15 protein-coding genes are annotated in these 24897 nt (G+C 53.1%); 2 read left to right on the top strand and 13 right to left on the bottom strand.

The window, feature by feature from the left end:
- Window positions 1-106 precede the first annotated feature (106 nt).
- Window positions 107-2884 carry an Ig-like domain-containing protein gene (locus AYI96_RS05255; protein WP_186300016.1) on the top strand — a complete coding sequence of 926 codons (2778 nt, stop codon included), beginning with the start codon at window positions 107-109 and terminating at the stop codon, window positions 2882-2884.
- A gap of 258 nt (window positions 2885-3142) precedes the next feature.
- On the top strand, window positions 3143-3778 hold the full coding sequence (locus AYI96_RS05250; RefSeq protein WP_039033865.1) for a hypothetical protein: 636 nt from the start codon (window positions 3143-3145) through the stop codon (window positions 3776-3778).
- 396 nt (window positions 3779-4174) lie between these two features.
- On the opposite strand, the gene panP is transcribed toward AYI96_RS05250, so the two are convergent.
- From panP to AYI96_RS05185, 13 genes are all read right to left on the bottom strand, one after another.
- The gene (gene panP / locus AYI96_RS05245; RefSeq protein ID WP_144361131.1) at window positions 4175-5821 is read right to left on the bottom strand and encodes a pyridoxal-dependent aspartate 1-decarboxylase PanP; all 1647 of its coding nucleotides are present in this window, start codon (window positions 5819-5821) and stop codon (window positions 4175-4177) included.
- A gap of 140 nt (window positions 5822-5961) precedes the next feature.
- Entirely contained in the window at window positions 5962-7122 is a 1161-nt protein-coding gene (locus tag AYI96_RS05240) for a glycerate kinase (protein ID WP_144361130.1), read from the bottom strand.
- A gap of 54 nt (window positions 7123-7176) precedes the next feature.
- A complete protein-coding gene (locus AYI96_RS05235; protein ID WP_025886739.1) occupies window positions 7177-8535 on the bottom strand; it encodes a GntP family permease in 1359 nt (452 codons plus the stop codon).
- 156 nt (window positions 8536-8691) lie between these two features.
- Window positions 8692-9840, bottom strand: coding sequence for a sugar diacid recognition domain-containing protein (locus AYI96_RS05230; protein WP_039033869.1), 1149 nt, complete (start codon window positions 9838-9840; stop codon window positions 8692-8694).
- 216 nt (window positions 9841-10056) lie between these two features.
- The gene (locus AYI96_RS05225; RefSeq protein ID WP_144361129.1) at window positions 10057-10677 is read right to left on the bottom strand and encodes a uracil-DNA glycosylase family protein; all 621 of its coding nucleotides are present in this window, start codon (window positions 10675-10677) and stop codon (window positions 10057-10059) included.
- Window positions 10678-10741: 64 nt separating this feature from the next.
- Window positions 10742-11320, bottom strand: coding sequence for a hypothetical protein (locus AYI96_RS05220; protein ID WP_071476466.1), 579 nt, complete (start codon window positions 11318-11320; stop codon window positions 10742-10744).
- Window positions 11321-11520: 200 nt separating this feature from the next.
- Window positions 11521-12609: a M35 family metallo-endopeptidase gene (locus AYI96_RS05215; protein ID WP_144361128.1), complete on the bottom strand. Its 1089-nt coding sequence runs from the start codon at window positions 12607-12609 to the stop codon at window positions 11521-11523.
- 186 nt (window positions 12610-12795) lie between these two features.
- Window positions 12796-14883 carry an MtrB/PioB family decaheme-associated outer membrane protein gene (locus AYI96_RS05210; protein ID WP_039033872.1) on the bottom strand — a complete coding sequence of 696 codons (2088 nt, stop codon included), beginning with the start codon at window positions 14881-14883 and terminating at the stop codon, window positions 12796-12798.
- A 12-nt stretch (window positions 14884-14895) separates the two neighbouring features.
- Complete coding sequence (locus AYI96_RS05205; RefSeq protein ID WP_039033873.1) at window positions 14896-15894, bottom strand: DmsE family decaheme c-type cytochrome; 999 nt, start codon at window positions 15892-15894, stop codon at window positions 14896-14898.
- Between the two features lie 58 nt (window positions 15895-15952).
- On the bottom strand, window positions 15953-17932 hold the full coding sequence (locus AYI96_RS05200; RefSeq protein ID WP_144361127.1) for an OmcA/MtrC family decaheme c-type cytochrome: 1980 nt from the start codon (window positions 17930-17932) through the stop codon (window positions 15953-15955).
- 310 nt (window positions 17933-18242) lie between these two features.
- The gene (locus tag AYI96_RS05195) at window positions 18243-20381 is read right to left on the bottom strand and encodes an OmcA/MtrC family decaheme c-type cytochrome (protein ID WP_144361126.1); all 2139 of its coding nucleotides are present in this window, start codon (window positions 20379-20381) and stop codon (window positions 18243-18245) included.
- A 302-nt stretch (window positions 20382-20683) separates the two neighbouring features.
- Complete coding sequence (locus tag AYI96_RS05190; RefSeq protein WP_162206702.1) at window positions 20684-22870, bottom strand: OmcA/MtrC family decaheme c-type cytochrome; 2187 nt, start codon at window positions 22868-22870, stop codon at window positions 20684-20686.
- Window positions 22871-22965: 95 nt separating this feature from the next.
- Complete coding sequence (locus tag AYI96_RS05185; protein ID WP_071476461.1) at window positions 22966-24897, bottom strand: OmcA/MtrC family decaheme c-type cytochrome; 1932 nt, start codon at window positions 24895-24897, stop codon at window positions 22966-22968.

Below are 24897 nucleotides of genomic sequence, written 5' to 3'. Positions count from 1 at the left end.
TATGCTCACATGTTGTGGAAATGTTTACTGAAAATTATACAATGTTGCTCTATAAGTAATACAGATGAATGTAATTTGTGATTATTGAGTAATAGGGAGTCTGACAATGAAGTCAGCGTTTAAGTTTTGCTTCACTCTAATATGTAGTTTTCTTTTATTTGCCTGTGGTGGTGGTGGCAGTATTTCCGACGGTGGAGATGGCACAACGCCGACTGTGCCTACAGATACTTATACCATCAGTCTCAAGTTAACCGATGCCAATGGTGAGCCTTTATCGGAAGTCTCCAATGCCGTACCGGGGAAACTGGTTGCTACGTTGAGCAAAAACGCTGTGCCATTCCAGGGCGGAAGAATTGTCTTCTCCGTTGAAGGTCAAGGTGTATTGGCTTCGGACAGTGGGGTTTCGGATGCACAAGGTGTAGTGCGAATAGATCTCTTGCCCGGCGATAAGTTGGGTTCGGGGACCGTAACAGCCCGGTATACTCCTGGCAGTGGTGATGGTGCTGAAGCTCAAGTCTCATTCAATACCAAAGGTGATGGTGGCTTGGATGCGGGTGGTGTTTGGTCTATTAGTCTTAAGTTAACCGATGCCAATGGTGAGCCTTTATCGGAAGTCTCCAATGCCGTACCGGGGAAACTGGTTGCTACGTTGAGCAAAAACGCTGTGCCATTCCAGGGCGGAAGAATTGTCTTCTCCGTTGAAGGTCAAGGTGTATTGGCTTCTGACAGTGGGGTTTCGGATGCACAAGGTGTAGTGCGAATAGATCTCTTGCCCGGCGATAAGTTGGGTTCGGGGACCGTAACAGCCCGGTATACTCCTGGCAGTGGTGATGGTGCTGAAGCTCAAGTCTCATTCAATACCAAAGGTGATGGTGGCGCCGATACCGGGGGAGCTCAGATATCCTTGGTGCTTGTTGCTAATCCTGACAGTACAATCCCTTTGGAAGCGATCACCTCATTAACGCCGGGCTATTTGGTGGCCAATGTCACCGGGATTTCCAAACAGACCATTGTCAAGTTTACCAGTGACAGGGGGGAAATCCCCATAGATACGGCGGCCACAGATAATGGTAAGGCCTATGTTCAGATCTTGGCCGGTACTCAGCCTGGAGCCGGGATTGCAACCGCGACTTTACTGTCCGGTGAAGAGACATCCCTGGTATTTAAAGTCGGTGCAACCAATGTGTTTATGGGCAGCGGCTCGCCATTTCAGGATGGGGTGGCAGCTGTGGCACCAGCCGTTGTCTCTGCTGGTGGTACAGCGAGTGTCAGCGTGACATTGCAGGATGATAACGGTAATCCTTTTGTCGAGCCTGCCGAAGTTATGTTTACTTCAGTCTGTGCCGGTAAAACGCCTTTGGAAGCGGAAATCAGTTCACCTGTTATTGCAGTTAATGGTGTCGCTACCAGCACTTATCTCGCCAAAGGCTGTGTCGGTGATGATACTATCAATATCAGTGCAAATGTCGGAGGCAAATCACTGACGGCCAAAGCTGTGGTCAATGTGTTACCGGCGAGTGTGGGCAGTATCTTTTTCATGGATGCGACTCCGCAAACTATCCGCTTAAAAGGCACGGGTGGTGCGGAATCGTCAACTGTTAGATTTAAAGTGCTGGATAAGAACAACAATCCTGTAAGTAATCAAAGAGTTAATTTTTCCCTCAATACAGACGTCGGTGGTATAGAGATAGATCCTGTTTTCGCGACGACTAATGCACAAGGGATAGCCCAAACTGTGATTAATTCAGGAACCGTATCGACTTCAGTCAGGGTAACCGCTGAAGTGGATGGCAGTTTGCCATTGATTTCGTCCCAGTCCAGCCAATTGGTGATTTCGACCGGCCTTCCGGATCAGGATTCCTTCTCTCTTTCTGCTGATAACTATAACCCGGAAGGTTGGAATTATGATGGCGTTGAAGTCAAAGTGACTGCCAGGTTGGCAGATGCTTTCAACAACCCGGTTCCGGATGGCACTGCAGTTAGCTTTACCACAGAAGGTGGCGTCATTGAGTCTTCATGCACAACAGCAGCCGGTGCTTGTACCGTGACCTGGACCAGCCAAAACCCCCGCCCTACAGGCAACACCCTTTGGGGGGGAGAACAACCCTCCCTGGATAACCTTGGTCAACCCTATGGCGGACGGGTAACTATTTTGGCCACGGCAATTGGAGAAGAGTCGTTCCCGGATCTCAATGGTAATGGACGATTCGACCTTGATGAATGGAACGACTTCAAGAGTAAACCAGATGTTTCCGGCCGTCCCTTTGATTTATCGGAAGCCTTCGTCGACCATAATGAAGATGATATGTATGACAGAGCGCTAACCGGTGGAGAGTTAGAGACTTTTGTGGACTTTAATAATAGCGGTAGCTTTGATGGGGCGGATGGCGTCTATAACGGTAGTCTTTGCCGGCTTGATGACAGTAATAATCCTCACGAAGGGTGCTCAGCAACCGACAAGTCGCTCAATGTCAGGGCTTCTATTGTATTGGTGATGTCGGGTAGTGACCCGGTTGCTTCAACTCCTGAAATTACGGATAGCTGTACTGATGATAAGAACCAAGTGGATGTTTGTGACGGCCTCAATGACAACCAGACCTTGGATATCATAGGTAAATCCGTTGGTGCGGTATCAATCATTGTCGGGGATCTTCATAATCAACCCTTGCCATCCGGGACGAGTATCACTTTCAGCACCTCAGCAGGTAGTTTGGCGAGTAAGGGTAACTTTACTGTACTCTCAACCAATCAAAATAGCGCATTGGAGTATAGTGTGATGGTGAAAGGTGCCGACCAAGCCGATGCCGGAAGTCTGCTGATTGAAATCACCACCCCTAATGGAGTCTCTACCATCCTGCCCAGTATTCCCGTGGTTATTCATTAAGGGAACAGATAACTCTCTGATAAGCGACCCAAGTGCCTGATGGAAAAATCAGGCACTTTTTTTGAATTCATCGTGGCACTCCGGCCTGCAATCTACCAAGAGTTATGGTGGGATCAATTTTAATATCTCGGTTTTAATCTCTTTGTTTTGTCCCTTTGTTTTGTCTCTTGGTTTTGTTACTGTTCCGGCCCATTGTTGAGTCACTAAAGTCCGTGGACTACTGAATTTTCAAACCTTCAGATATTTAAGGGAATAAAAATGAGTGTTTCGATGTATCGCAATATGATTTGGTTGGTCGTAGAAAGCACAGATCTGGATGGAATCGTTGACCAGCTAAAGGGAGAGGCGGATATCAGGTCCATCAGCGATTTTGGTTCTGCAGGCGATCTGAAGCTTATCTGGAAAACTTCACATCTGGTTGTCGCGGATCTTGATGGGCTTATCTACCTTGGTGGTTGGGGCTTGCCGTTTCGCCAGTATGGCCTCAGGGACAGTATGGAAATGCTGGATGAATGCCTACGCAACCTTTCAGAATTCGCCGCTAGGTTAAGCCAGAGATTTGGAAAAACTTATGGCTTCGGTGACCATCAGGGAGGTATATACAATTTTTGGTTTATGGCGGAAGACGGTCAGGTAACAAGAAAATATGCCGTGTATCATGACGGGCTTTATGAATATGACCAAAGCTACATCTCGGCGGGTGAACCCACGGAGGCAGAGGTACAAGCCGCTAAACGTTGTTATATTAATGGCTTGTCTACAGGGGGATGTTATCCGGATGACGCGAACGTTCGGGAAATTGCCACCAATTGGGTGCTTGATCCGCAGCAGTTTTCGCAACGGTTGATCAGAGCAAAGTTGATTGAGTGGAGCCTGAGAAAGCCCGTGGTATGAGAAGGTGAAATATAAGCAGTGGGCAATCCAGGTGTGGCTTACAGACCTGTCTGCTATGTTGAGTTTCTTGCAAAGGACTAGGGCCATTTGCCGCGAACCACGCCTTGCATCCAGGCCCGTAAGCCGACCCACAGCATACATGGGACTTGTTCGCACCTTCCTTAGATGAGTGCACTTGCAGTAAACATGTTTATTTTTAGAAGAGTAAAGAGTTTATTGCCTGTGTTCATTTAAGCGGCAGTTTTCAAGTCAACCCAGAGCGGCAAGATAGAGATTAAGGATTTGCCGCAGATGCGCCCTTGAATGCCACCGATATGATAGTGGGGTTGCTTAAAAGTGTACGGGCGCGGGAAAACGGCATGCAGGGCGTGACTCGGCATCGCCCTCAATAAATGTTTAGTTGCAGGCTTGCTTTAACACTTGCAGTAGCCCGGTTTCAGAAGCTGCCAGCTCAGTTTGTTCGTTTAATACATCTGCCAGTATGGTGTCTGTGGTCAGCGGGTTGGCCAGCACCACCCGGAATACAGTCACGGTTTCTCTGTGATAACGGGCGGGTTGGATCCGGGTGCGGGACACAAAAGACTTGCCTTGTTCACGTTGTTTCTTCTGGATGGCACGAGTGAGGTCATCAAGAATACCATTGATCTCTTTGACCTTTTCAAGATTGCCCTGGGCCAATTGCCGGCTCAGAGCAGTTTGTGCCCAAGAGGGGCACCAACGGTAGGTGAGCAGACATAACTCGGGCGCACTCACCAGTTCAAATTCGCTGTGTTGCTCAATCAAGCCGGCAAAGAAGCGGGCCTTTTCCAGCGAATTATTGATCAGTATTTCATAGCCTTCCTTGCCGATTATCTGCATGCAGGCATGCACCAGCATGGCCATTCCGGGACGGGAACCTTCCAGAGTCTGGCTGCCCAAATCCTTGGAACCTTTACGCAAAATATATTCGGCATGATGCACTATCGCCCGCGCCAGTTCAGGCTGTTTGAACAGCACCATACCGGCCCCCATAGGAACATACATCTGTTTATGGGCATCTATGGTCACTGAGTCTGCCAGTTCTATCCCTTTGAGCAGATGGCGATATTTGCTGGATAACAAGCTGGCTCCGCCCCAGGCGGCATCGACATGAAAGTGGCAATTGAGCTCGGTTGCCAACTCGGCCAGCTCAGGCAGAGAGTCTATGTTTCCGGTTTCTGTGGTGCCGGCGACGCCGACAATCGCCATGACTCGAATGCCCTGCCGGGCGAGCTTGGTGGCCGCCTCGCGCATGGCGTTGACATCGACCTTATTGTTGGCATCGGTCGCGATTGAAACTATGTTATCCCGGCCAATGCCCAACAGATCGGCAGCTTTGCCCAGGGAGTAATGGCCGCGCTCGGACACCAGTATCGCCAGGCTCTTCCAACCGTAGTGGCAGAGCGCCGCGCCTAAGCCTTCGCGATTGATACCGCGAAATTCACCGTCAGCCTTGAGCAGTTGGTTACGGGCAATCCACAGGGCGGTGATATTGGCCACAGTGCCGCCGGAGCAGAAAGCTCCCAGAGCATGATTGGCGCTGTGCATCCACTGGTGGTAGAAGTCGGTGGTTTGGTCATAAATGAGGTGATGCATCATCCCAAGCACCTGCCGCTCCAGGGGAGTGAAGGCCTTGGAGGTTTCGATTTTGACCAGATTCTGATTCAGGCCCACCATCATTTTCGATAAGGGCAACACGAAGTAGGGCAGCGCCGATGTCATATGGCCGATAAAGCTGGGGGCGGCGGTGTGTACTGAATGCGCCACCAAATTCTGCATCATCTCTTCAGTGTAGTCAGAAACAAATCTGGGTTGATGCGGGATTTCAAAGGCCTGGAAATCCTTTTCGATTTCACTCAGGGGCTTTTCCAGCGCGGCAATATTTTGGGTCAGGAAACCGGCGAGATCTTCAGACAATGCCTGCTCTATGCGGCTCAGGGTCGATTCCGGTGCTTCGGGCACGGTAAAGATACGCATCAGAGAGTTTTCTGAGGCGGTGGCCTGGCGTTGTTTGCTGGCGGTCATTGGGCTTTGGTCTCACACTGTATCTGCCTGTGTCTGCACAGGTCTTGAAATGGCAGCTCACTTTACTGCAAGGATTGCGGTCAGACAAGTTGAAACTGAAGCGAAAAAGCAGCGGGCCAAGGAGGTTGACCCGCGAAAAATCAATTGACGTTATTCAGTTGCAGAGCCAGCAGCGCGGCGATATTGCTGGAGGTGCGCTGCAGATTGGCTCTGGCTTCGGCCAGCGCCTTGGGCAAGTCGCAGGCCGAGGGAATGATATCAAAAATGGCGCTCATTCCCTGCTCCAGCACCAGCTCTGAACCCGCGCCCAGACAGCCGGCAATACCAATCACGGGAATGTTGCGCGCCTTTGCCAGGCGCAAAACTCCCATGGGCGTCTTGCCATAGATGGTTTGTCCATCAATGCGTCCCTCGCCGGTGATAACCAGTGCGGCGCCTTCAAGTTTGGCATCAAGTCCGACAGCCTGCATGACTATGTCGATACCGGGGCGCAGCTCTGCGTCCAGAAATGCCATCACCCCAAGTCCCATGCCACCGGCGGCGCCGGCACCACTTTGCAGGCGCTTATCTTCAAAGCCGCTCTGAACCAGAATATCGGCAAAGTGGCCAAGGGCAGCGTCAAGCTCGGCGACCATTTCCTCAGTGGCTCCCTTTTGCGGCCCGAATACCGCCGAAGCGCCGCGCTCGCCACATAAAGGGTTGTCCACATCACAGGCCACTTCAAAATGGCAGTCAGTGAGCGCCGGATGCAGTTGGCTGCAGTCCAGTGTTGCCAAGGCCGCGAGTGCCGCCCCCCCCGGGCCTATCTCCAGCCCGGCACTATCCAATAGTTTAGCGCCCAGCGCCTTGGCCATACCGGCGCCGCCATCATTGGTGGCACTGCCGCCAAGGCCGATGATGAAGTGGCGAATGCCACGCTCTATGGCATCGATAATCAGCTCGCCGGTGCCGTAACTTGTGGTCAGCCTTGGATTGCGAAGCGCCGGGCTGACATGATGCAGCCCGGAGGCGGCCGCCATTTCGATAACTGCAGTTCTGGCACCATGAGTGCCTTCTGTACCCAGAATACCGTAATGGGCCTTCACAGCTTGTCCGAGTGGGCCACAGACTTCAAGCTCGACCAGGTGACCGTTGGTCGCATCGACCATAGATTGCACTGTGCCTTCGCCGCCGTCGGCCACCGGCACTTTGAGGTACTCGGCATCCGGCAGCCTGAGTTTAAAGCCTGCTTCAATTTCATTGGCTACTTCGAGGGCGCTCAGGCTTTCCTTGAAGGAATCCGGTGCTATCACTATTTTCATCTGATTTCCTGTACAACGGGCTGCCGGTGAAACCGGCAGCAGCAAGGGAAGAGTTTAGAGCAGAACCAGGCTAAGCAGCCAGACGAAGATGATGGCGGTGATCCCCTGAATTAGGGTCGCCATAGTCTGAGCCCGGTAGGCCTGGGCTACGCTCATACGGCTAAACTGAGTGACTACCCAGAAGAAGCTGTCGTTGGCGTGGGACACTGTCATGGCTCCGGCGCCTATGGCCATGACGGTCAGCACCCGGCCCATTTCGCTGCCAAGGCCGATATCACCCAACATGGGAGCCACCAGAGCCGAAGTGGCTACCAGCGCCACTGTGGAGGAGCCTTGAGCCGACTTCAGTGCCGCCGCCACCAGGAAGGGCATAAAGATACCTATACCCAGAGCCGACAGTGAAGTACCGATAAAGTCACCGATAGGCGTGGCTTTAATCACAGCGCCAAAAGCGCCGCCGGCACCGGTAATCAGCAGTATGGGGGCGGCAACGGCCAGGCCCTGTGAGATACGATCGGAAAACTCTTTGACCTTGTTGTCGCCCTTGAGCAGCAAGAGTGACAGCCCCAAGCCTATCATCAAGGCATTGAGTGGTTGGCCGAGGAAATGGAACAGGCTGAACAGCATGCCTTCACCCATGGGCTTGGAAGGGAAGGCGGCGATAGAACCAAGGCAGATCAGCAAAATAGGAACAAAAATAGGTGAGAACGCCGCCAAGGGGCTTGGCAGCTTGCCATAAGCAGCCTTGAGTGTTTCAAATTCTTCGGCAGAAGCCTTGAGCTCTTCGGCGCCTTCGCCATCCGGCTCAGTGTTCATAAAGCGGTTGGCCCAGAGCAAACCTGCGAAGGCGGCAACGGCAGAAACCAGAATGCCTACTGCAATCACCAGCCCCAGGCTGGCTTCCAGTTGCAGGTTACCGGCGGCGGCAATCGGGCCGGGAGTAGGCGGCACAAAGGTGTGGGTAGCATAGAGGCCGGTGGCCAGGGCGACGCTCATGGCAACGCTGGAAACCTGCATTCTATTGGCCAGAGACTGTTTCAGGCTGTTGAGGATCACAAAGCCTGAGTCACAAAACACTGGGATGGAAACGATATAACCTATGATGGACATGGTCAGAGTCGGGAAGCGCTGCCCGAGCACCTTGATGACCACATCGGCCATGGTGATGGCCGCGCCGCTCTTCTCCAGCACTGTGCCTATGATAGTTCCCAGGACTATCACCAGTCCTATATAACCAAGAATACCTCCAAAACCACCACTGATGGTTTTGGCGATTTCCCCGGCGGGCAGGCCGAATCCGAAGGCGGCGATAAATGACGCCAGCAGCAGCGTCAAAAAGGGGTGTAGTTTAAATGTTGAGGTGGCGATGACAATAAAGATGATCACCGCCAATAGTACTAGTACCAGGCTCATAAGTGTCCCTTATTGGGTCGTTATTTATGTAGGGGTTGGGGCGCCGGCGCGAAGGCGGGCTGGCGATTATTATCCCAGTTGCCGCGCCGTGATGGCTTTAGGGGAAAATACGGAATTCCCCCCTGAAAGTGGCTAGTTTTTTGTGCGTATGCACAATTATTTGTGTTCCAGGCGACTGAGGACCTCTCCCAGGTAGAGTTGCAGCAATCCATCCAGGCTTTGCAGCTCTATGCCGGTGATCTCACTGATACGTTCCAGACGATACCTCAGGGTATTACGGTGAATAAACAATGCCTTGGCACATTGTTGCTGGTCACCGAAGTGTTGCAGATAGGCGCTCAGTGTACGCAGCAACAGCCCCTTTTTGTCATGCTGCTGCAGTTTGCGAAAGGGCGCTGCCAGCTCCTGACCGCGCCAGCTATTAACCAGCCCGGACAACAATACTGCCAGCGCGTGATCCTGATAGAGGTACTTGGTCTTTTCCGGCGCGCGCTTTTTCCCTAATCTCAGGGTTTCCAGCGCGGTTTGATATGAACGCCGAATACCGCCTTCACCGGGAAAAAAATGCCCCAGCGCGATTTTGAGTCGGCCTTGGGTGTCGGCCGGCAAACGGGCAAGCAGTTTCTCGATTCGCAGATCCTCAAGCGCCGGATCCCAGCTACGACCATCGAGAAAGGCGGGTTTGAGGATCACCAACTGATCCATGGCGGTCATGGCCACCAGGTTGTCCCTTTGCGGATACTCGAGTAGACGCTGGATTTCCTTGAGATCAGTGGCCTTGCTTTCGCCTTTGGCGAGTTCTATCACGGCGGCAACTCTGGGTTTTTGCAGATCTATCTGCAGCTGGGCGGCCCAGGCACAAAAATCGCTTTCGCTATAACTGTCACGTTTCAACAGTTGCAGAATAAACTCTTCCCGCTGGCGTTTATGCCAGAGATCCAGCTCGAGGGAGTTGGCTTGCTCGACCATCATTTCGGCAGTCATTTTCAACAGCTCACCATAGTGCAGCAGCTCTGCCGGATTACCGGTAATGCCGACAACGCCGATTATCTTGCCGTGGTAGTGCAGCGGCAGGTTGATCCCGGGTTTGACGCCGTGCAGGCTGTGGCGACTGCCTTCATCTATCACCACAGTGCGGTTTTGGGCTATGGCCAGAAGGGCGCCTTCATGGACACTGTTGAGTCGCTGCTTGTCGCCGGAGCCGAGGATCACCCCTTGACTGTTCATCACATTGATATTGTGGTCGATGATATTCATGGTGCGATCCACTATCTGCTGCGCGGTCGCGGCGTCGAGAAAATACATGCGAGCCTCTAGGGTCTGTTGACCTTTCATGGTTGAATTTTGCTCGTATTAGACGCGTTTTAATCGCGACGCAAGGTATGCAGCCTAGGGGCCTAGGTAAATACCTTGCAACAAAGAGTAAAGCGCGTCTAGCCGAGCCCTTTGGGTAGCATTTGTCGTTGTTTGGTATAAAAAACGACAAATGCTGCAAAAACCATCTTCAAGGGTCAACAGACCCTAATGTGCTAATAACTCGGCGACTCTCTGCCTGAGCCTGGGTAACAGGTTTTGCTCAAATTCCGGGTGCTGTTTAAACCAGAGGCGATTACGCGGACTCGGGTGAGGCAGCACCAGTTTTGTCGGCCACAGCGAGTCAGCTTCTGCCACGGCGGTACTGACAGGCGCCTTGGCCAGTGGACTGCCCTTGAGGTGCCAGGCCATGGCGTATTTGCCGAGGATCAGTGTCAGCTCGATATTGGGCAGGGCGGCAAAAAGCCTTGGGTGCCAGGTGGCTGAGCATTCTGGCCGCGGCGGCATATCACCCTGTTTGCGCCCCTGTTTTTCAACCGTTCCCGGATAGCAAAATCCCATGGGAATGACGGCAAACAGCCTGGGGTCATAAAACTGCTCGCGGCTCACCCCCAGCCACTGCCTTAGTCGGTCGCCGCTGGCATCGTCAAAGGGCAGGCCACGCTCATGGGTTATCCTGCCGGGCGCTTGCCCCGCGATTAAAATCCTGGCGTCAGGGTGGGCCTGCAGTATCGGCTTGGGCAGCAATGGCAGTTTATCCCGGCACAGGGTGCAGGCTCGCACCTCATCGAGTAGCGGAAAATCACTGGGCAGAGCGGCAGTTTTCATTATATTTCCTGGTTTTTGATGGATATCAGACCCTACTTAGGTTTCGAAAACTTGGCTCCGAAAATCAGGCTCCGAAAAAGTGTTGCCAGGCCTGAAAGCCTTCATACAATGTCAGCCCCAGCGCCGCCAGTATTAACACTATCCGGCTGAACTTAAAGCCGTTTTCTTTACGCTGTTGCCAATCGCTAGCACTCCAGGCGATAAGCATCGCCGGGATAGTCAGTGGCCAGATGATATTGGCCAGCAGCAACAATAAGGCAGAGGTTGCCAGCAAGCGCCAACCGGCCTGAGGCCCGGCGACCTTGGCTGAGTTTTTCAGTTGCAGTGGCAATAACGCCAGTGCCACGGCTATCAACACCAGACCGAAGTTCATACTGAGATCGGCAACAGAGGCATGATCCCAGAGGACAAGTAACAGGGTCATGAGCGGAATGGGCAAGGCCCAATAGATATGGCTGCGGACAAACCCTGGGCGGCTATATTGGCCGTTGAAGTAAAAAACCAGCTGCAGTAGCAGGTTAACCAGAGTAAAACCACCCAGCACCAGTATGGTAAACACCCCGGCCATTAAACCCTCGGGTTGTGCGGCCATGGCCGATAGCGGAAAAAGGGCGACCAAGGCACAAGGATATTTCAACTTCATCAATAGATTCTCATCATAAAGGCTGCGCCTTACATTGGCTTAAAGGCGAAAGGCTTGCAAGTGCTTGATGGCCGTTATGGGATGGCTCTGAGACTATGAGGAAAAAAGGGGCAGTTCCGTCCGCCCAAGCTCACAAGGTAACAGGGAGGTGGGCCGGGGGAACCGGCCCACGAAAGGTAAACTAATCTGCTGTAGCTTCCTTAATTTTGAAAGGGAGTATTTTCAGCAAAGTATTCGTGACTGTCGGCGTTTTGAATCGCCTGGGCCGGGTTACTCAGGGCCAGCGATTTGGCGCCACTTTGGCCGTAGACAATGTCATCGGTTCCCGCCACCACATTGAAGTGACTCATTTCATGGACTATGGTGCCGCCCTTGGAGTCGGTGCCCGATACCGGTGCGCTCCAAAAGGCGTTACACATGTAGATCTTGTAGGGTTGAGTCGGGTAAACGTAGGCGTAATAACTCTTCTTACAGCTGCAATCGAAGGTGAGTGGCTGATTGTTCAAGGCCGAGTCTATGGCACTGAAGTTACTGCTGACGCTATTCCAGCGGCTGCTGTTGTAGCTGCCAAACCAGGTGGCATAACGCACAGAGCTTGAAGGGTTGTTGTTGCTCGCGAGGTATTGCTTGCTGTCGGCCGCCATGGTACGGGCGGCGTCCAGTCCCGCCAGAATATCGCTCTGTTGGGAATTGCTGCAACGGCCGGTAAAGCTGATACCGTCAGGCGCCGCGTTGCCATCGCCACTGCCGGGTTTACCCTTGTTGACGCCGGACTTGAATTCACGGCCTTCCACATAGAAGCTGACCGGATCTGAATGTATCCCTTCTATCCCTAAGCGGGCCAGCTTCTTTTGTTGGCCCGGGTTGGGGGAGAAGAGTTGCAGCGAACTGACATCATAGCTTATCTCGTAGTTGCCACTGCTGCTCATGTCGTAAAGTGAGGACAACTCTACCTGATAGGACACACTCTCACCGGATTTGAGTTTGATATAGTCCTGCTTGCCGGGCGCCGGGCGTTTGAAATGGGCGCCCAGATAGTGACGGTCAAGGCCATCGGCATTGACTTTGAACAGGGATTCTTCCACTCCATCAGCGGCTGTGTACCACTTGAGCAGTTTTACCGGCTGGTTGGCGTCATTGGTCAGGGTTACAGTGACCAACACGTTATCACTGGCCTTATAGCTCTGCTGGCTCATCTCCAGGCTGGCACGAATGCCATCGGCCAGCACGCTGGTACTGGAAAGGGCCGCGAGCAAGGCTATTCCTTGTAGTGTATGAGTGATTCTCATGCCATTGTCCTCAGGTCATATAATCTTAATTGTTATATTTGTTGCAAAAATGTAACGCTTGCAGTGTAAGCTGCAAAAAGGGCCGCTGGCAAGAGGAATTTTACCGAATGCTTGTTGGTTTGAGGTGAAGGCGGGAAGAGATAAAAAAGCCCGCGAAAGCGGGCTTTTGAACGTTAAGAGTGAGAATTACAGACGGTAGTTGACGCTCAACATGATCAGGTGAGCTGTGTAGTCATGGCTGTTGTCACCAAAGCTGACCAGGTTCCAGATACCATCCGGGGCGATATCGTTACCTGCGTCGTTGTCCTCGTATTTCTCCATCTTGTAGTCAAGACGCAGCGCCATTTTCTCAGTAGCCTGATACTGGGCATAGAGGTTGACGTTGTGCACTTTGGCATAGTAATCGCCATAGTCGCCTGTGATGCCTTGGCGTACCTGAGTGCTGGAATCCGAGTCAGAGTAGGTGTAATCCAGCCCCAGACGCAGTTTCTTCTCCAGCAGGTTGTCGTAGGCCAAACCGGCCCCTATGACATCTACCTTGTCTTCCACGGTTCCTGTCCAGGTGACAGTGCTGAAGTTGCTGCTGCCGGCCTGATCTGAGTCTATGGTCTGATGGTTGTAGAAGGCGCTCAGGCTGAGATCGTCTGTCAGCAAATAGCTGATACTGGCGTCATAGCTGAGGTCTTTGGATTCAGTCAGACCGATAACCGTGTTGTTGTAGTCATCCAGCGCATAGCGGGCACCGAAATCCAGGGTCAGGGTGTCGGTAGGGCTGTGAGTTACCCTGGCTTCAACCTGAGTGCGCTTGCGGTCGGCCAGATTGTACTTGCGCAGCAACTTGTTGGACTCGGAAGAGGTCCACTCAGATGCTTCGTACTCTGAGCCATCGCGCTTGCCATAGCTGCCCTTGATCCACATATTCCAGTGTTCAAAGCTGTTGAGACTGAAACGGGCCCAAACGCTGTTCTCGTCGGTGATTTCCCTGTCCTGATAGCTGCGTTCATCACGACGGTAGTCATAACCTGCGTCCAACTTCATGCCGTTGGCAATCCGGTAATCCATGGCCAACTTGGCCTTGTGACTGGTGTTGTCATAAGGGGTGTTGTAGGCCACACGACCACTGACGTTATTGATACTGATCTGGGTCCATTCCTGGATCTGGGTCTGGTTGTCCCTGTCATAGTAATCATAACTGCCGCTGATCCGCAGATTGCGGGTGGCGCGTTTGACCGCCTTGAGGTTCATCCCCAGGATATCGACCTTGCCGTCCAGGGATTCCTGCGGCAATTGATAGCCGTAACCCGAGGTGATAAAGGCTTCATCCTGGGTCATCTGTCCGGCAAACAAACGGCCGCTGACCACGGCGCCTTTCTGGGAAAATTGGCCGCTCAAGGTCACAGTGTGGGACTCGTTATCCGGATCCAGGCTCATATAGCCCGCCCTTTGGGCACCAAAGGTTGGGTTGAAGGCGTTGTCGAATCTCAAGGTCTGGATATCATTCTTGAAGAATGAACCATTGTAGTTGAGTGCGGTAAACCAGTTGTCACCCTTGAGTTTGATCCCTGCCTCGACGGTATCTGTGGTGTAATCCACAGGCTCGGCCAGCATCATTGACTGGTTGAAGAAGCTGCCGGACGCAGTTTTCAGGCCGGTTTTTTCTTCGCGCATATAGGTGACATAGGTGCTCCACAGCTCCTCACCCTGATATTCAAGACCCAGGCCTGCGCGCTTGCGCTTGAGCGACAGCTCCAGTGGGCTCAGGCTGTCATACAGCATGGGCATTTCGCTGCTGCCACCGGCTGTCTGCCAGTTAGCCGGCAGTGTCAGGTTGCCGCTGCCTGCTCCCAGATAAGGGCTCATGGCTGAGTCTGTTTTATAGGTGTGGATCTGACGGTAGTTCAGGTTGATGTTGTACTGCCCGAGTTTACCGGCATTGATATCGACCCGGCCGTTTTCCATCCCCAGGTTATCGGCTTCGATACTGGCTCGATAGCCGTTTTCACCGCGATAGCTCAGGTCAGCGTCCACCTTGCCGGCAAAGTCATCTTCGGCGGCAAAGGCGTTGGCAGAACGGATATCGTCAGAGTCGTTATAGCCAACTCCGGCGCCAATAGTGCCGGATACACCGGTTTCACTGACGCAACCCTTACAGCTCCAGGCCGAGAATTTAACCTTTTCGGTATTGGCATTGGCCAGGTCATAACCGTCGGCGGCCATCGCCAGGCTGGCAGGAGCCAGCAGAGCCAGGGTGATCAAATTAAGTTTGAATTTCATCTTCCCGCCTCCTTAGCGTTGGAACAACTTGCCGGATGGATGGTTGGAACCATGGATCTGGCTGTGACAGTTCAGGCAACTGCGACCACCGGTAAAGGCGTTGTCGTTGACCTGAGAACCCATGCCTGTGTTACCCAGATAGGCACGGCTGGCGTGACCATCGCTGGCGTGACACTGTTGACACAGTTGCGGCGCACGGGTCTTCAGCATGCCATCGTTAACACTGCCGTGTGGGTTGTGGCAAGTGACACAATTCTCAGTGACGGGTGCATGCTCCCAGAGTTTTGGGCCGCGCTTCTCCGCATGGCAACTGTAACAAGTGTCATTGACTGATGCCTTGTTCAGATCGGCGTCTGTGGTGCTACCGTGAGGATTGTGACAGTCGCTGCACACCATCTGTGCCCACTTCAGCGGATGGCTGGAACGCTTGTTCATATCAGCCTTTTGCTTGGTGTGACAGCTGGTACAGACTTCCATCTCAGTGTTCTTGGAGAGCACTGGGTCTTTGGCGGTATGCACGCTGTGGCAAGACGCACAGGCGACATCGGCATTGTCATGGTGACCGCCGTTCCAGGACATACGCTTGTCATCCTGGTGACAGGAAAGACAGACGCTGTTCTGCTTGTCGGCCGCCAGGGTTGAACCCTTACCGAAGGTAATCATGGGTTCGTTACCGCCACGGTTGTGTTTGCCCATAGGGCCGTGACAGGCTTCGCACTGAAGTCCGGCCATAGGACTCTTGCTGGAGTCGATGGCGCCGTGAACCCCTTTGAACAGGTCCATGACTTTCTCTGATTTCTTGTGGCACATCAGACAGGAGTCGGCACCCTTGGGAGAGTAGCTGCCTTCGGCAAACTTCTGATCCAAGGTAGCTTCCACTTCTTCCGGGCTCATTTTGGCGTCCCACTTGGAGGCGTGAGCCACCTGGGTGATACCAAAAGATAACACTGCCGTCGCCAGGAGGGCGCTTAGCAGTGTTGGTATATTTTTGCTGATTCTCATATTAGGCATCCTTAATTTGTCCAAACCCTTGAAAGACGGGGGAGGGGACTCCCCCGGCCTGGGCAAATTACATCTTCACCTGAGTGTGATCTGCGGCGGTTGGCTTGTGGCAGTAGAAACAGGTTTCCAGCTGCGCAGCCTGGTTGGCAGCGGTGTAATCACCATCTACCACAGCGCCGTAGGCTTCCAGTTGCTCCTTGGTGTGTACCATGTAGTCGCCACCGACAGTGTGACAAGAAGTACAGGTAGCTGTGATAGGCGTGGTGTACTTGCCTGCTGAGGTGGCCAGAGCGCCTTTGTTCTTGAAGGCATCAAGATTCAGGTCGTTGTGACAGGCTGAACAGTTGCCACCGATCAGGCCGTGAGCCTTTTCAATGTGGGTCTTGTGCAGTTTCATCTCCAATGCGCCTTTGTTGGCACCGCTGGCGTATGTACCATCAGGAGTATGACAGGCCACACAGCCATCAACACCGACGGTGAGCTTGCCGTTTACTTCGCGGCCCAGCTGTTCTGTCATTACAAAGCCTGAGTGGTGGCCTTTGTGCAGTTCGAAGGTGTCACTGTGACAGCCCTGACAGGTAGCGAAGTCCACTGAGTCGATATGACGGTGACTAGGTGCATCACCTGACTTGGTACCGAAGGCCAGTTGAGCTTTCATGCTGGTGGTGGCAACGCCATCGGCGCAGGCGATGAGCTCGCTGCCTTGGCTGCACATTTCCAGACCGATAAAGCTGAAGGCGGTATCGGCATCACCGGCACCGAAAGGCAGATCCTGAACGGTGAATTGCAGCTTGCCGTCAACCAGAGTCACGGCGTCCTGCAGCTGGCCGTCTTTAACCAGATCTTTGGCAACCTTGGCTTTACCGCTTCCAGGGCTGACGTTGTAGCCCATGACAGGGAAGTTAGGGCCCACGTTGGTGATGGTTTCCAGACGCTTGATCTTGGCAAGTTCCTTGTTGGCATCCAGCGCATTGCCGGCCTTGTCCAACAGGGTCACAGTCAGAGTGGCACTGTTGTCGGCGCTGCCGGTCAGTTCGGCGGCCAGACCGCGCTGAGCGATAACGGCGCGCTTATCAGCGGTTACACCTGTATGCAGTTCTTCTGTCCACTTGCTGTTGTGACAGGCGATACAGTTGGAGTTGTCGGTTTGTTGGCTGTGGCCTTGGCCTGCAGCAAAATCTATGTTGCTGTGGCAGCTACCGCAACTTGCAGCAGTAGGCACTTTGGACCAGTTGCCCCAATCGGGCGTCAGCTCGACATTGGTGTCGTTGTGACAGGATTGGCAGCTGTTAAGCGCATCCAGCCCCAGGTCCTTGTGCTTGGCGTGAATAAGGGCATTGAACTCTTTTCCTTCACCAACCCGACCAGGAGTGTGGCAAGTGGCGCAATAGTTGACGTCAGGATAGCCACCGTTATGTTTGACGTCGGCCAAGTCACCGTGACAGGTATTACAGCTATCAGTACTCACCAGCATGCGGCTGTATGCGGCAGCACCTGAGTTGGCACTGAAGTCGACGAAGGCGTTGCTGTTGGGGATCAGAGTGCCGTCAGGCAGTGGTGTGTTGTAAGCGCGCAGCAGTACCCGCTGAGCCAGCTCAGGGTTGAAGCTGATGCTATCTTTACTCAGTTCATTGAGTGTCTTGCTGAAGGTGTAGCTGTAGCTACCGTTTTTGTGGTCAACGAAAGTACCTGCGCAGCTGCTGCTTACAGTGCAGTCTTCGTTGCCGAAATACTGCCACTGAGAGGCGTTACCGGCACCGGTTGCGCCTTCCGGCAGCAACTGAGCGGCGGCGAAGCGGAACTTCTGCAGGCCAACTACCGGCATATCGTCTTCGTTGGTCACGGTAAATTCAACCGTTGGGATACCGTCTTTGACAACGGCCTGCTCAAAGCTGAAATGCAGTGCTTTGATTTCGCCAGCCGGCTCGCCGCCTGGGTTACCTGGATTACCATCGTTGCCATCATCGCCACCACAGCCACCTAAGGCCAGAGTAGCTGCACTGGCTGCCAGCAGCAGTGCGATTCTGGTTTTTTGTGCGTTCATCATCTTGTTCCCTGCAATAGTGGAAGTATCTGGTTTAGGGAGTGGTTGATTTGAGTCAACCAAATTGATTATGTAATTGGCCCTTAACCCGATACCGGAAATAGGATTTCCCCTTGAAAAGGCTAACTCAAGCAGGGCCGAAAAGCTGCATAACTGGTGTTAATGTGTGACTTGGATCTTTCTATTTATAAAGAGGTATTTGAGCTGGTAGGAAAAACTTAATCTCGATCAAAAAAACGCTGTTTTTTAATTCGATTTTAACAATTTGGCAGATAAAAAAAGAGAGGCCGCAGCCTCTCTTTAGGGTTAAGTTTTAGTGGCTGAAGCCCCAGTTGGAGTGAGCTTCCAACAGCTGGGAGTCTGTATGACAGGTAGAACAGGCTTCTTGGCCTTTCTGGGCGTCATAATCACTTGCAGCTACACCGTGGCCTGTACCTATCACACCACCATTGGTCACTATGTGGTTGATAGTGGTTTCACTCAGGCCGTATGGCGGCTGGTGACAGCTGGCGCAGGCGGCAGTCTGTGGTGATACCAGAGTCTGTTCTGTGCCATCGTCAGTCTTGCCGAAGGCAACCGGAGCGGCATCGGCGGCAATTTTCTTCAGTGAGAAGCCGTCTTTACCGTGACAGGTCTGACAGTCTGTCTTCTTGAAGAAGCCGTTGTCTGAGCTGTCATACAGGTAGTGCTTGGAGTGCACTATATACGCCAGGTTGGATGAGCCGTCACCCTTCTTGTCTTTGGTTCCGTTATGGCAGGAGGCACAACCGTCGATGTCGTTGGAGAAACGGTGCTTGATGGCAGTAGTGTGACACTGCTGACAAGCTGTCATGTCGGCATGTTGCACCCTTGGCGTCTTGTCGACTTTGCTGCCATCCAGATTGAAGTAAACCGTGTCAGATGGTACGTAAGGGCCGGAGTTAGGGATAACACCGTCTGCGATTGGCTCGCAGTCGGCTACAGCGCCTTTGCCATCGAAGCAGACATGCAGCTGGCTGCTCAAGGCCACTTTGACCTCAGGTGTACCCATGACTTCGGCTACTTTAAAGTCGCCGTCGCTGAAGGTGACATCTATGCTGCCGTTGGCGCCTTCACTGAAATAGCGATAGCCAACTTTTTGGTAATTAACCAGGAAGTCGTCTTTGACCACGCCGTTGAAGACGATGGCGCTGGTGAAACCGCCATATTTATATGGGCTGGAGTCTATCTGCGCCAGCGTCACATTGGTGTCGCCGTGTTTGACCGTCATATTGGCCGTGATTGTCTTGCTGGCCTCATCATAGGTCATGCTATTGAAAATGACGCGGGTCTTGGCAGCCTGGGCACTGTCGTTGTTGCTGTAGTGAGCGCGCTCGGCACCACGGGCACCATCAGGATCATTGTGGCAGGAGACACAGTTCAGTTTGTCTTCTTTAATCTGGTTGTTTTCTGCATCCCAGTGCCAGGAAGGCACGGCATATGGGCTGTTGTGACAGTTCAGACAGGTTGCGGAATCCTGGTCGGCTTTCCAGGCATCGGCCATCGCCAGGTTTTCATCTGGTTGGTGGCAGGTCTGACAGTTGCTGGCTGATTGCGGGAAAATACCGTTGTAGAAGGCATGACTGTGCACTTCGTGTGCCATGCCCTTGATGGAGCCGTCGAGTTTGTGGCTGCCGATCACTTGGCCATTTTCGTCCTTGTCATCCTTCATGTAGCTGTTGTAGTCGGTGTGACAGAAGGTACAGCTTTCCAGAGTGACGTGTTTGCCGCCGTGCATAGCCAGTGCGCCATCATGACCGGGTCTGTGACAGCTTTGGCAGGTTTCATCGGCGATAATCGGCTTGGGTTTGGCCTGAGTAGTATCGGAAGAGGGTTGCCAGTAGAAGAAACTGTTGTTAACCAGATTAACGTTGGCTGCATTGGCTGTCTTGATGCCAAGATAAATACCGTTGACCATGTCGGCCTTGTAGTCGTATTTACCCAGAGTATCTATGGCTTTGTTCAGTTTCAGTGTGTAGGTGCCGTCCTGATTGTCGGTCAGACAGTCTTCACAGTTTTTACCCTGGAAGTAGGAAGAGCCAGTGTAGAAGCCATCACCTTGGTCTTTGTTAAAGTAGCTCAGCCAGATTTCTCTCGCTTGGCCTTCTTTATCGGTCAGACCTTCAATCTCATCTTCGCTGCCGACACGGCCGAAGGAGACTGCACCTATGTCAGTGTTTTTCAGACCAAAGACGGCGGCGCCGTTGGCATCAGACAAGCTGAAGTTGATTGTCAGGAAGCCGTTAGTGTCTACAGACGCGGAATTAATCTTGGATTTCAGCGTGTTGACTTTGCTTATAGGTGTGCCGACAGGACCTGGCTTACCTGGTTCGCCATCTGAACCGTCGCTGCCACAACCGGCCAGCATCAGAGACAGCAAACCGGCACCCAACATCGCTTTCGTCGCGGCATTGAAATTAAACCGTTTCATCATGATATTTCCCTGCAAGTGATTTTAATCATCACTAACCAGAGGTTAAATAAGAATAAATCTCATCAACCATGGAAAGTGTGTGGAATTATTTTTCCAAGGCCAAGGCTACCCAAGTGGTGGGGATTAATCAGTCACTTTAGATGGGTTATGTGATTAAGATCCGACTATTTCTTTAGGGGTATACCGCTAGATCAAAAAAAGTTAATCCTGATCAAAAAAACGTGTTTTTTGAAAGAGTTTTTAACGAATTTTGCTGCATAAAAAAGGGAGGCAAAAGCCTCCCTTTGGTAGCAATGTTGAGTTTAATTGCCGTGTGCGTTCATCAGCTGAGCCGGGGTGTGACAGGTGGCACAGGCCTCTTTGGCACGGTTACGGACATCGGCTTCATCCATGCCATCCAGAATACCGCCGTTGGCCTGAATATGCGATTTGGCGGCATCACTCAGGTACTGTTGGTGGCAGCTCAAACAGGAGCCGGCATCTGAGGAAACCCAGATATCCGCGCCGCCATTGCTGATGTCACCATAACGCCAGACGCGATCCGGTGACCGCCCCAGAGTGATACCTGTGACGCTGCCGGAAGACTCGGCATGACAGGTGGCACAATCGGTTTTCAGCACAGTGCCGGACTTAAGCCCTGCATACTTGAGGAAGTGGCCCTCACGCTCGTGTGCCTTCCAGGCGAAGCTTGAAGGGATTTTTCCGCCGGGATAATCGGCGTCATTTCGCAGTGTCTTATCAGGTGTATGACAGGTCTGGCAGTTGACGCCATTGTCATAGTGATGGATCTCCTTGCCATGACAACTCTGACACTTGGTCGGATCTATGATGGCGCGGCGGGCCATGGCATCCATACTGCTGTCGACACCATTGTTACCCCAGACAAAGCGGTAGGGCTCCTGCTGGATAGCCACAGAGCGAACTCCATCGGTTGCGCAGTCCGTCAGTTGAATATCGGCAACACCATAACCGCCGTTATTGAAGCAGGCTTCCAGTGCCGACCAGATTTCAAAGCTCTTGCCATCCGGGCTTGCCGGCATATCAAACGCCGGAGTCAGAGTATAGCTCTTGCTGGTGGCGTCAAAGCTGCCTTCACTGAGACGAATACGGCGCTGGCTGTAGGAGGCTTCGTTATAGGCAGGGTAGTCCTTGTCTATATCCCAGCCGACTATCATACGGCTGCTCTGATCGATAAAGCTTTGCTCCATGGCGTTACCGTCTTTATCCAACACCTGCACTTTAAAGGTCATCTTGCCGGCGTTGCTGCTGACCTCCAACACCTTGACGCTCAGCTCTGCCGCCAGAGTGTAAGCTTGCATCACATCACCGTGGCGTTTGGCTGCGCTGCCGGTACCGTGATAGGTATTGTCAGTGTTGTGGCAAGCCATACAATCAGTGCTGGAGTGGTGGGATGAAGGTTTTTCCGTGTGACAGGCGACACAGGCAGTATTGCTTTTCTCGGCCTTGAATAGGTCGGCATTGGCCGGAGCGCCACTGCCTTCCTGGTGACAGACGCTACAGTCTGAAGCCGGTTTACGGGGGAAGCCGACCACACCATAGTCGTGGACGCTGCCGCCATAACCGACAATCTTGTATGGCGCCGGCACTTCGTTGCCGTCGGCATCATAGGTGTGACGTTCTGCGCCGCGGTGAATGGCGTGGATCAAATAAGTGAACTCCACGCTGTTACCCGACTCAGGATCTCCTGAGGTCGCAGTATGGCAGGAGGCGCAGTTTTCCAGCGCTATCCGCCGTCCGCCGTGCAGCTCCAGGCTGTCCGGTTGGTGACAGGTGTAACAGGCATCTATGGTGACTACATTGCGGGTCTGAATGCCTTCTGTCTTGCCGCTGGACGGTTGCCAATCATAATGGGCATTGGCGGTAATTTGAGGCAGTTTCAGTTCCAGCGTGGCCCTTTGAGTGGCATCGGCATCATAAGCTATGGCCAGCGGCTCTGTGACTTCGGCAATATTGACCTGATAACTATAGCTATAACTGCCGTCACCATTGTCGACCAGGCAGGTCTCGCAGGCGCTGGCGGCTTCGACTCCAGCCTGATACTGAGGCGATGGACTGAGGTTGTCCATCCCATCGGGAACCGATGATGGTTGTTTGAGGCTATTGATATAGGCTTGCCATTGGAATCCCCAGTCGGCTTCTCTGGCTTCTTCGCCTTCACCTATGGTTTCGGTCACATGTGTCAGCTGAGCGATACCAAATCTGAGGTCATAGTCTTTGTTCAGACCCAGCACTGCCACACCATTGGCGTTGGTCAACATAAAGTCGACCGTGACCTTACCTGCTTCCACTTTGGCGTCGGTAAACTTGACCTTGAGTGTCGGAGTGGCATCGATATTCACTCCGATCACGCCGTCCTTACCGTCTTCGCCATCCTTGCCGTCACTGCCACATGCCATCAGCGTCAGCGACATCAGAGTGGCCAATGCCAGGCGGGTATGCCCTTTAACCAGTCTTGAGCTTTTCATCATTATTTCCCTGCATTGCTTTGATTGCACGACTGAGCCAGTGTTTAAATACCGGCTCTTTCCTGTTATTGCCGCCCTTAAAGGGCGGCTTATTGTTGTTACTGAGCGATAGGATGCACCTTGGTGACATCGGCCAGGCCACCCTGCCCATGACAGGTGGCGCAGCTTTCCGTTCCTGCCTTGGCATCGGCTTCAGCGCCTTGGAACACGGCCCCTTGTTGTGTCATATGGTTGCGGGCACCATCGCTCTGGTGGCAGTTACTGCAGATTGCCGCCGTGGGGCTGGTGAAGCTGCCGTCATTCAGGCTCAAGGGTTGCACCGCCGATTTGAGCGGCAGCGCCATACTCAACACGCCATTTTCATCTTTGCTGTGGCAGTGAGCACAGTTGCCTATGTTCCCCGGGAACTGCAGCGTCTCGAATCCTTCGTAGCGTGCCGAGTGCAACGCATGGATCAGCTGTTTGAAGTCGGCGCTGCTCGCTGATGGATTGGCAGCAGTGGCATCGGCTTGCATATTGGGGTTGTGGCACAGCTGACACTGACCGGCCAAGTCGTTGCGAGCACCGTGGAAGTTCAATTGCTGATCGCCATGACAGCTGCCACAGGTTTCGTTGCTGACCACCTGGCGTCTCCCGGCCGTGGTGAGCCCGGCCATGTTGAATGACTGGTGGCTCGACTTGATAACCAGCACACTGGCGGCGTTGTCACTGCAGTCGACCAGCATGCCTTGGCTGGCACAGACGCGACCCTGAATCGCCAGGGTACCTGCATCGGCTTCACTGCCAGCGGGAATGGTCAGTCCATCCAACTGATACTGATAGACACCATTACTGCCGGACAGCGGCGCCACTTCATGTACCCTAATTGAACGGGCAGAGCGGGTGGCGTAATCAAAGCTGGTGCCCCAGTTGGCGTAGACCCTGAGATCGCTGACAAACATCTGTTTGTCGGCGCTGTCGTTATAGGCTGCACCTGTCTGCGGGTTACTCAGCTTGAGCGAGAAGCTCAAACTGGTGCCGCTGACACTGGCGTTGGTGACCTCGGCCTTGAATTGCCCAAGGGCCGCCAGGTTCTCCTGATTGGCGTGGACTTCACGGGTCCAATCCGGATTGTGGCAGGCGACACAATTGCTGTTATCCGCTTGCGCCGGGTGACCTTCGCCTTTGACGAAGTCGATATCGTTATGACAGCTGCCACAGGACTCCATAGTTGGCACCCGGAACCAGTTGTGTTGTTCGCTGAGGGTTTCGTCCTCTTTATGACAGGTCTGACAGTCAGACAAGGGTTTGGGGAATCCTGCCAGGTGCTTGGCATGGATCATTTGCGGGAAGATGTTTTCCGGATTGCTAACCCGAGTGGCATTGTGGCAGGTGACACAGGTTTCCACCTGGTTATAGTTACCGCCGTGAAACGCCAGGTCATTGTGACAGCTGTTACAGGTGTCGATGGAGACAATGTTGCGGCTGTAGGCCGGAGCACCCGCAGGTGGCTGCCAGTCGTAATGGTCATTGGTTACCGGCAATGCGGTGCCATCTGCCAGCGTATCACCACCGAGTTTGATCACCACTCTGTGGGTGGCGCCGGTGATTTCAGCTATCTCATTCATACCGTCGAAAGGGGCACTGAAACTGTAGGAGTAGTTGCCATTTTTATGGTCAACATAGGTGCCCGGACAGCTGCTGGAGCAGGTCTCTGAAGTGAAATACTGCCACTCACTGCTGTTGCCGGCCCCACTGCTGCCTTCCGGCAACAACTGCGCGGCAATGAAGCGTCCTGAGGGGATACCTACTACCGGCTCATCATCCTGATTGGTGACCCGGTAATCTACCCGGGTAATGCCCTCTTCGAGGGCCGTTTCCTTGACCTCAATATTGAGCTTACTGATATTCATTGCCGGTTCGCCGCCCGGTTCGCCGGGGGTTCCCGGGTTGCCATCATCACCACCGCAACCTGAGAGAGCCAACATGGCGGTCAGCAGGGGCGCGCCTAGGTAAAACAGGGGAGTTTTTGGGGTGTATTCCTTTGACAT

The sequence above is a fragment of the Shewanella sp. MSW genome (assembly GCF_007636515.1).
Taxonomy (GTDB): domain Bacteria; phylum Pseudomonadota; class Gammaproteobacteria; order Enterobacterales; family Shewanellaceae; genus Shewanella; species Shewanella indica.
The sequence above is the reverse complement of the archived record's forward strand: the minus strand, read 5'-3'. Positions and strand labels throughout refer to the sequence as shown.

Excerpts from the sequence above, each read along its gene's own strand:
- AYI96_RS05255 (WP_186300016.1), top strand. The coding sequence starts at position 107 with ATGAAGTCAGCGTTTAAGTTTTGCTTCACTCTAATATGTAGTTTTCTT.
- AYI96_RS05250 (WP_039033865.1), top strand. The coding sequence starts at position 3,143 with ATGAGTGTTTCGATGTATCGCAATATGATTTGGTTGGTCGTAGAAAGC.
- panP (WP_144361131.1), bottom strand. The coding sequence starts at position 5,821 with ATGACCGCCAGCAAACAACGCCAGGCCACCGCCTCAGAAAACTCTCTG.
- AYI96_RS05240 (WP_144361130.1), bottom strand. The coding sequence starts at position 7,122 with ATGAAAATAGTGATAGCACCGGATTCCTTCAAGGAAAGCCTGAGCGCC.
- AYI96_RS05235 (WP_025886739.1), bottom strand. The coding sequence starts at position 8,535 with ATGAGCCTGGTACTAGTACTATTGGCGGTGATCATCTTTATTGTCATC.
- AYI96_RS05230 (WP_039033869.1), bottom strand. The coding sequence starts at position 9,840 with ATGTATTTTCTCGACGCCGCGACCGCGCAGCAGATAGTGGATCGCACC.
- AYI96_RS05225 (WP_144361129.1), bottom strand. The coding sequence starts at position 10,677 with ATGAAAACTGCCGCTCTGCCCAGTGATTTTCCGCTACTCGATGAGGTG.
- AYI96_RS05220 (WP_071476466.1), bottom strand. The coding sequence starts at position 11,320 with ATGAAGTTGAAATATCCTTGTGCCTTGGTCGCCCTTTTTCCGCTATCG.
- AYI96_RS05215 (WP_144361128.1), bottom strand. The coding sequence starts at position 12,609 with ATGAGAATCACTCATACACTACAAGGAATAGCCTTGCTCGCGGCCCTT.
- AYI96_RS05210 (WP_039033872.1), bottom strand. The coding sequence starts at position 14,883 with ATGAAATTCAAACTTAATTTGATCACCCTGGCTCTGCTGGCTCCTGCC.
- AYI96_RS05205 (WP_039033873.1), bottom strand. The coding sequence starts at position 15,894 with ATGCCTAATATGAGAATCAGCAAAAATATACCAACACTGCTAAGCGCC.
- AYI96_RS05200 (WP_144361127.1), bottom strand. The coding sequence starts at position 17,932 with ATGATGAACGCACAAAAAACCAGAATCGCACTGCTGCTGGCAGCCAGT.
- AYI96_RS05195 (WP_144361126.1), bottom strand. The coding sequence starts at position 20,381 with ATGATGAAACGGTTTAATTTCAATGCCGCGACGAAAGCGATGTTGGGT.
- AYI96_RS05190 (WP_162206702.1), bottom strand. The coding sequence starts at position 22,870 with ATGATGAAAAGCTCAAGACTGGTTAAAGGGCATACCCGCCTGGCATTG.
- AYI96_RS05185 (WP_071476461.1), bottom strand. The coding sequence starts at position 24,897 with ATGTCAAAGGAATACACCCCAAAAACTCCCCTGTTTTACCTAGGCGCG.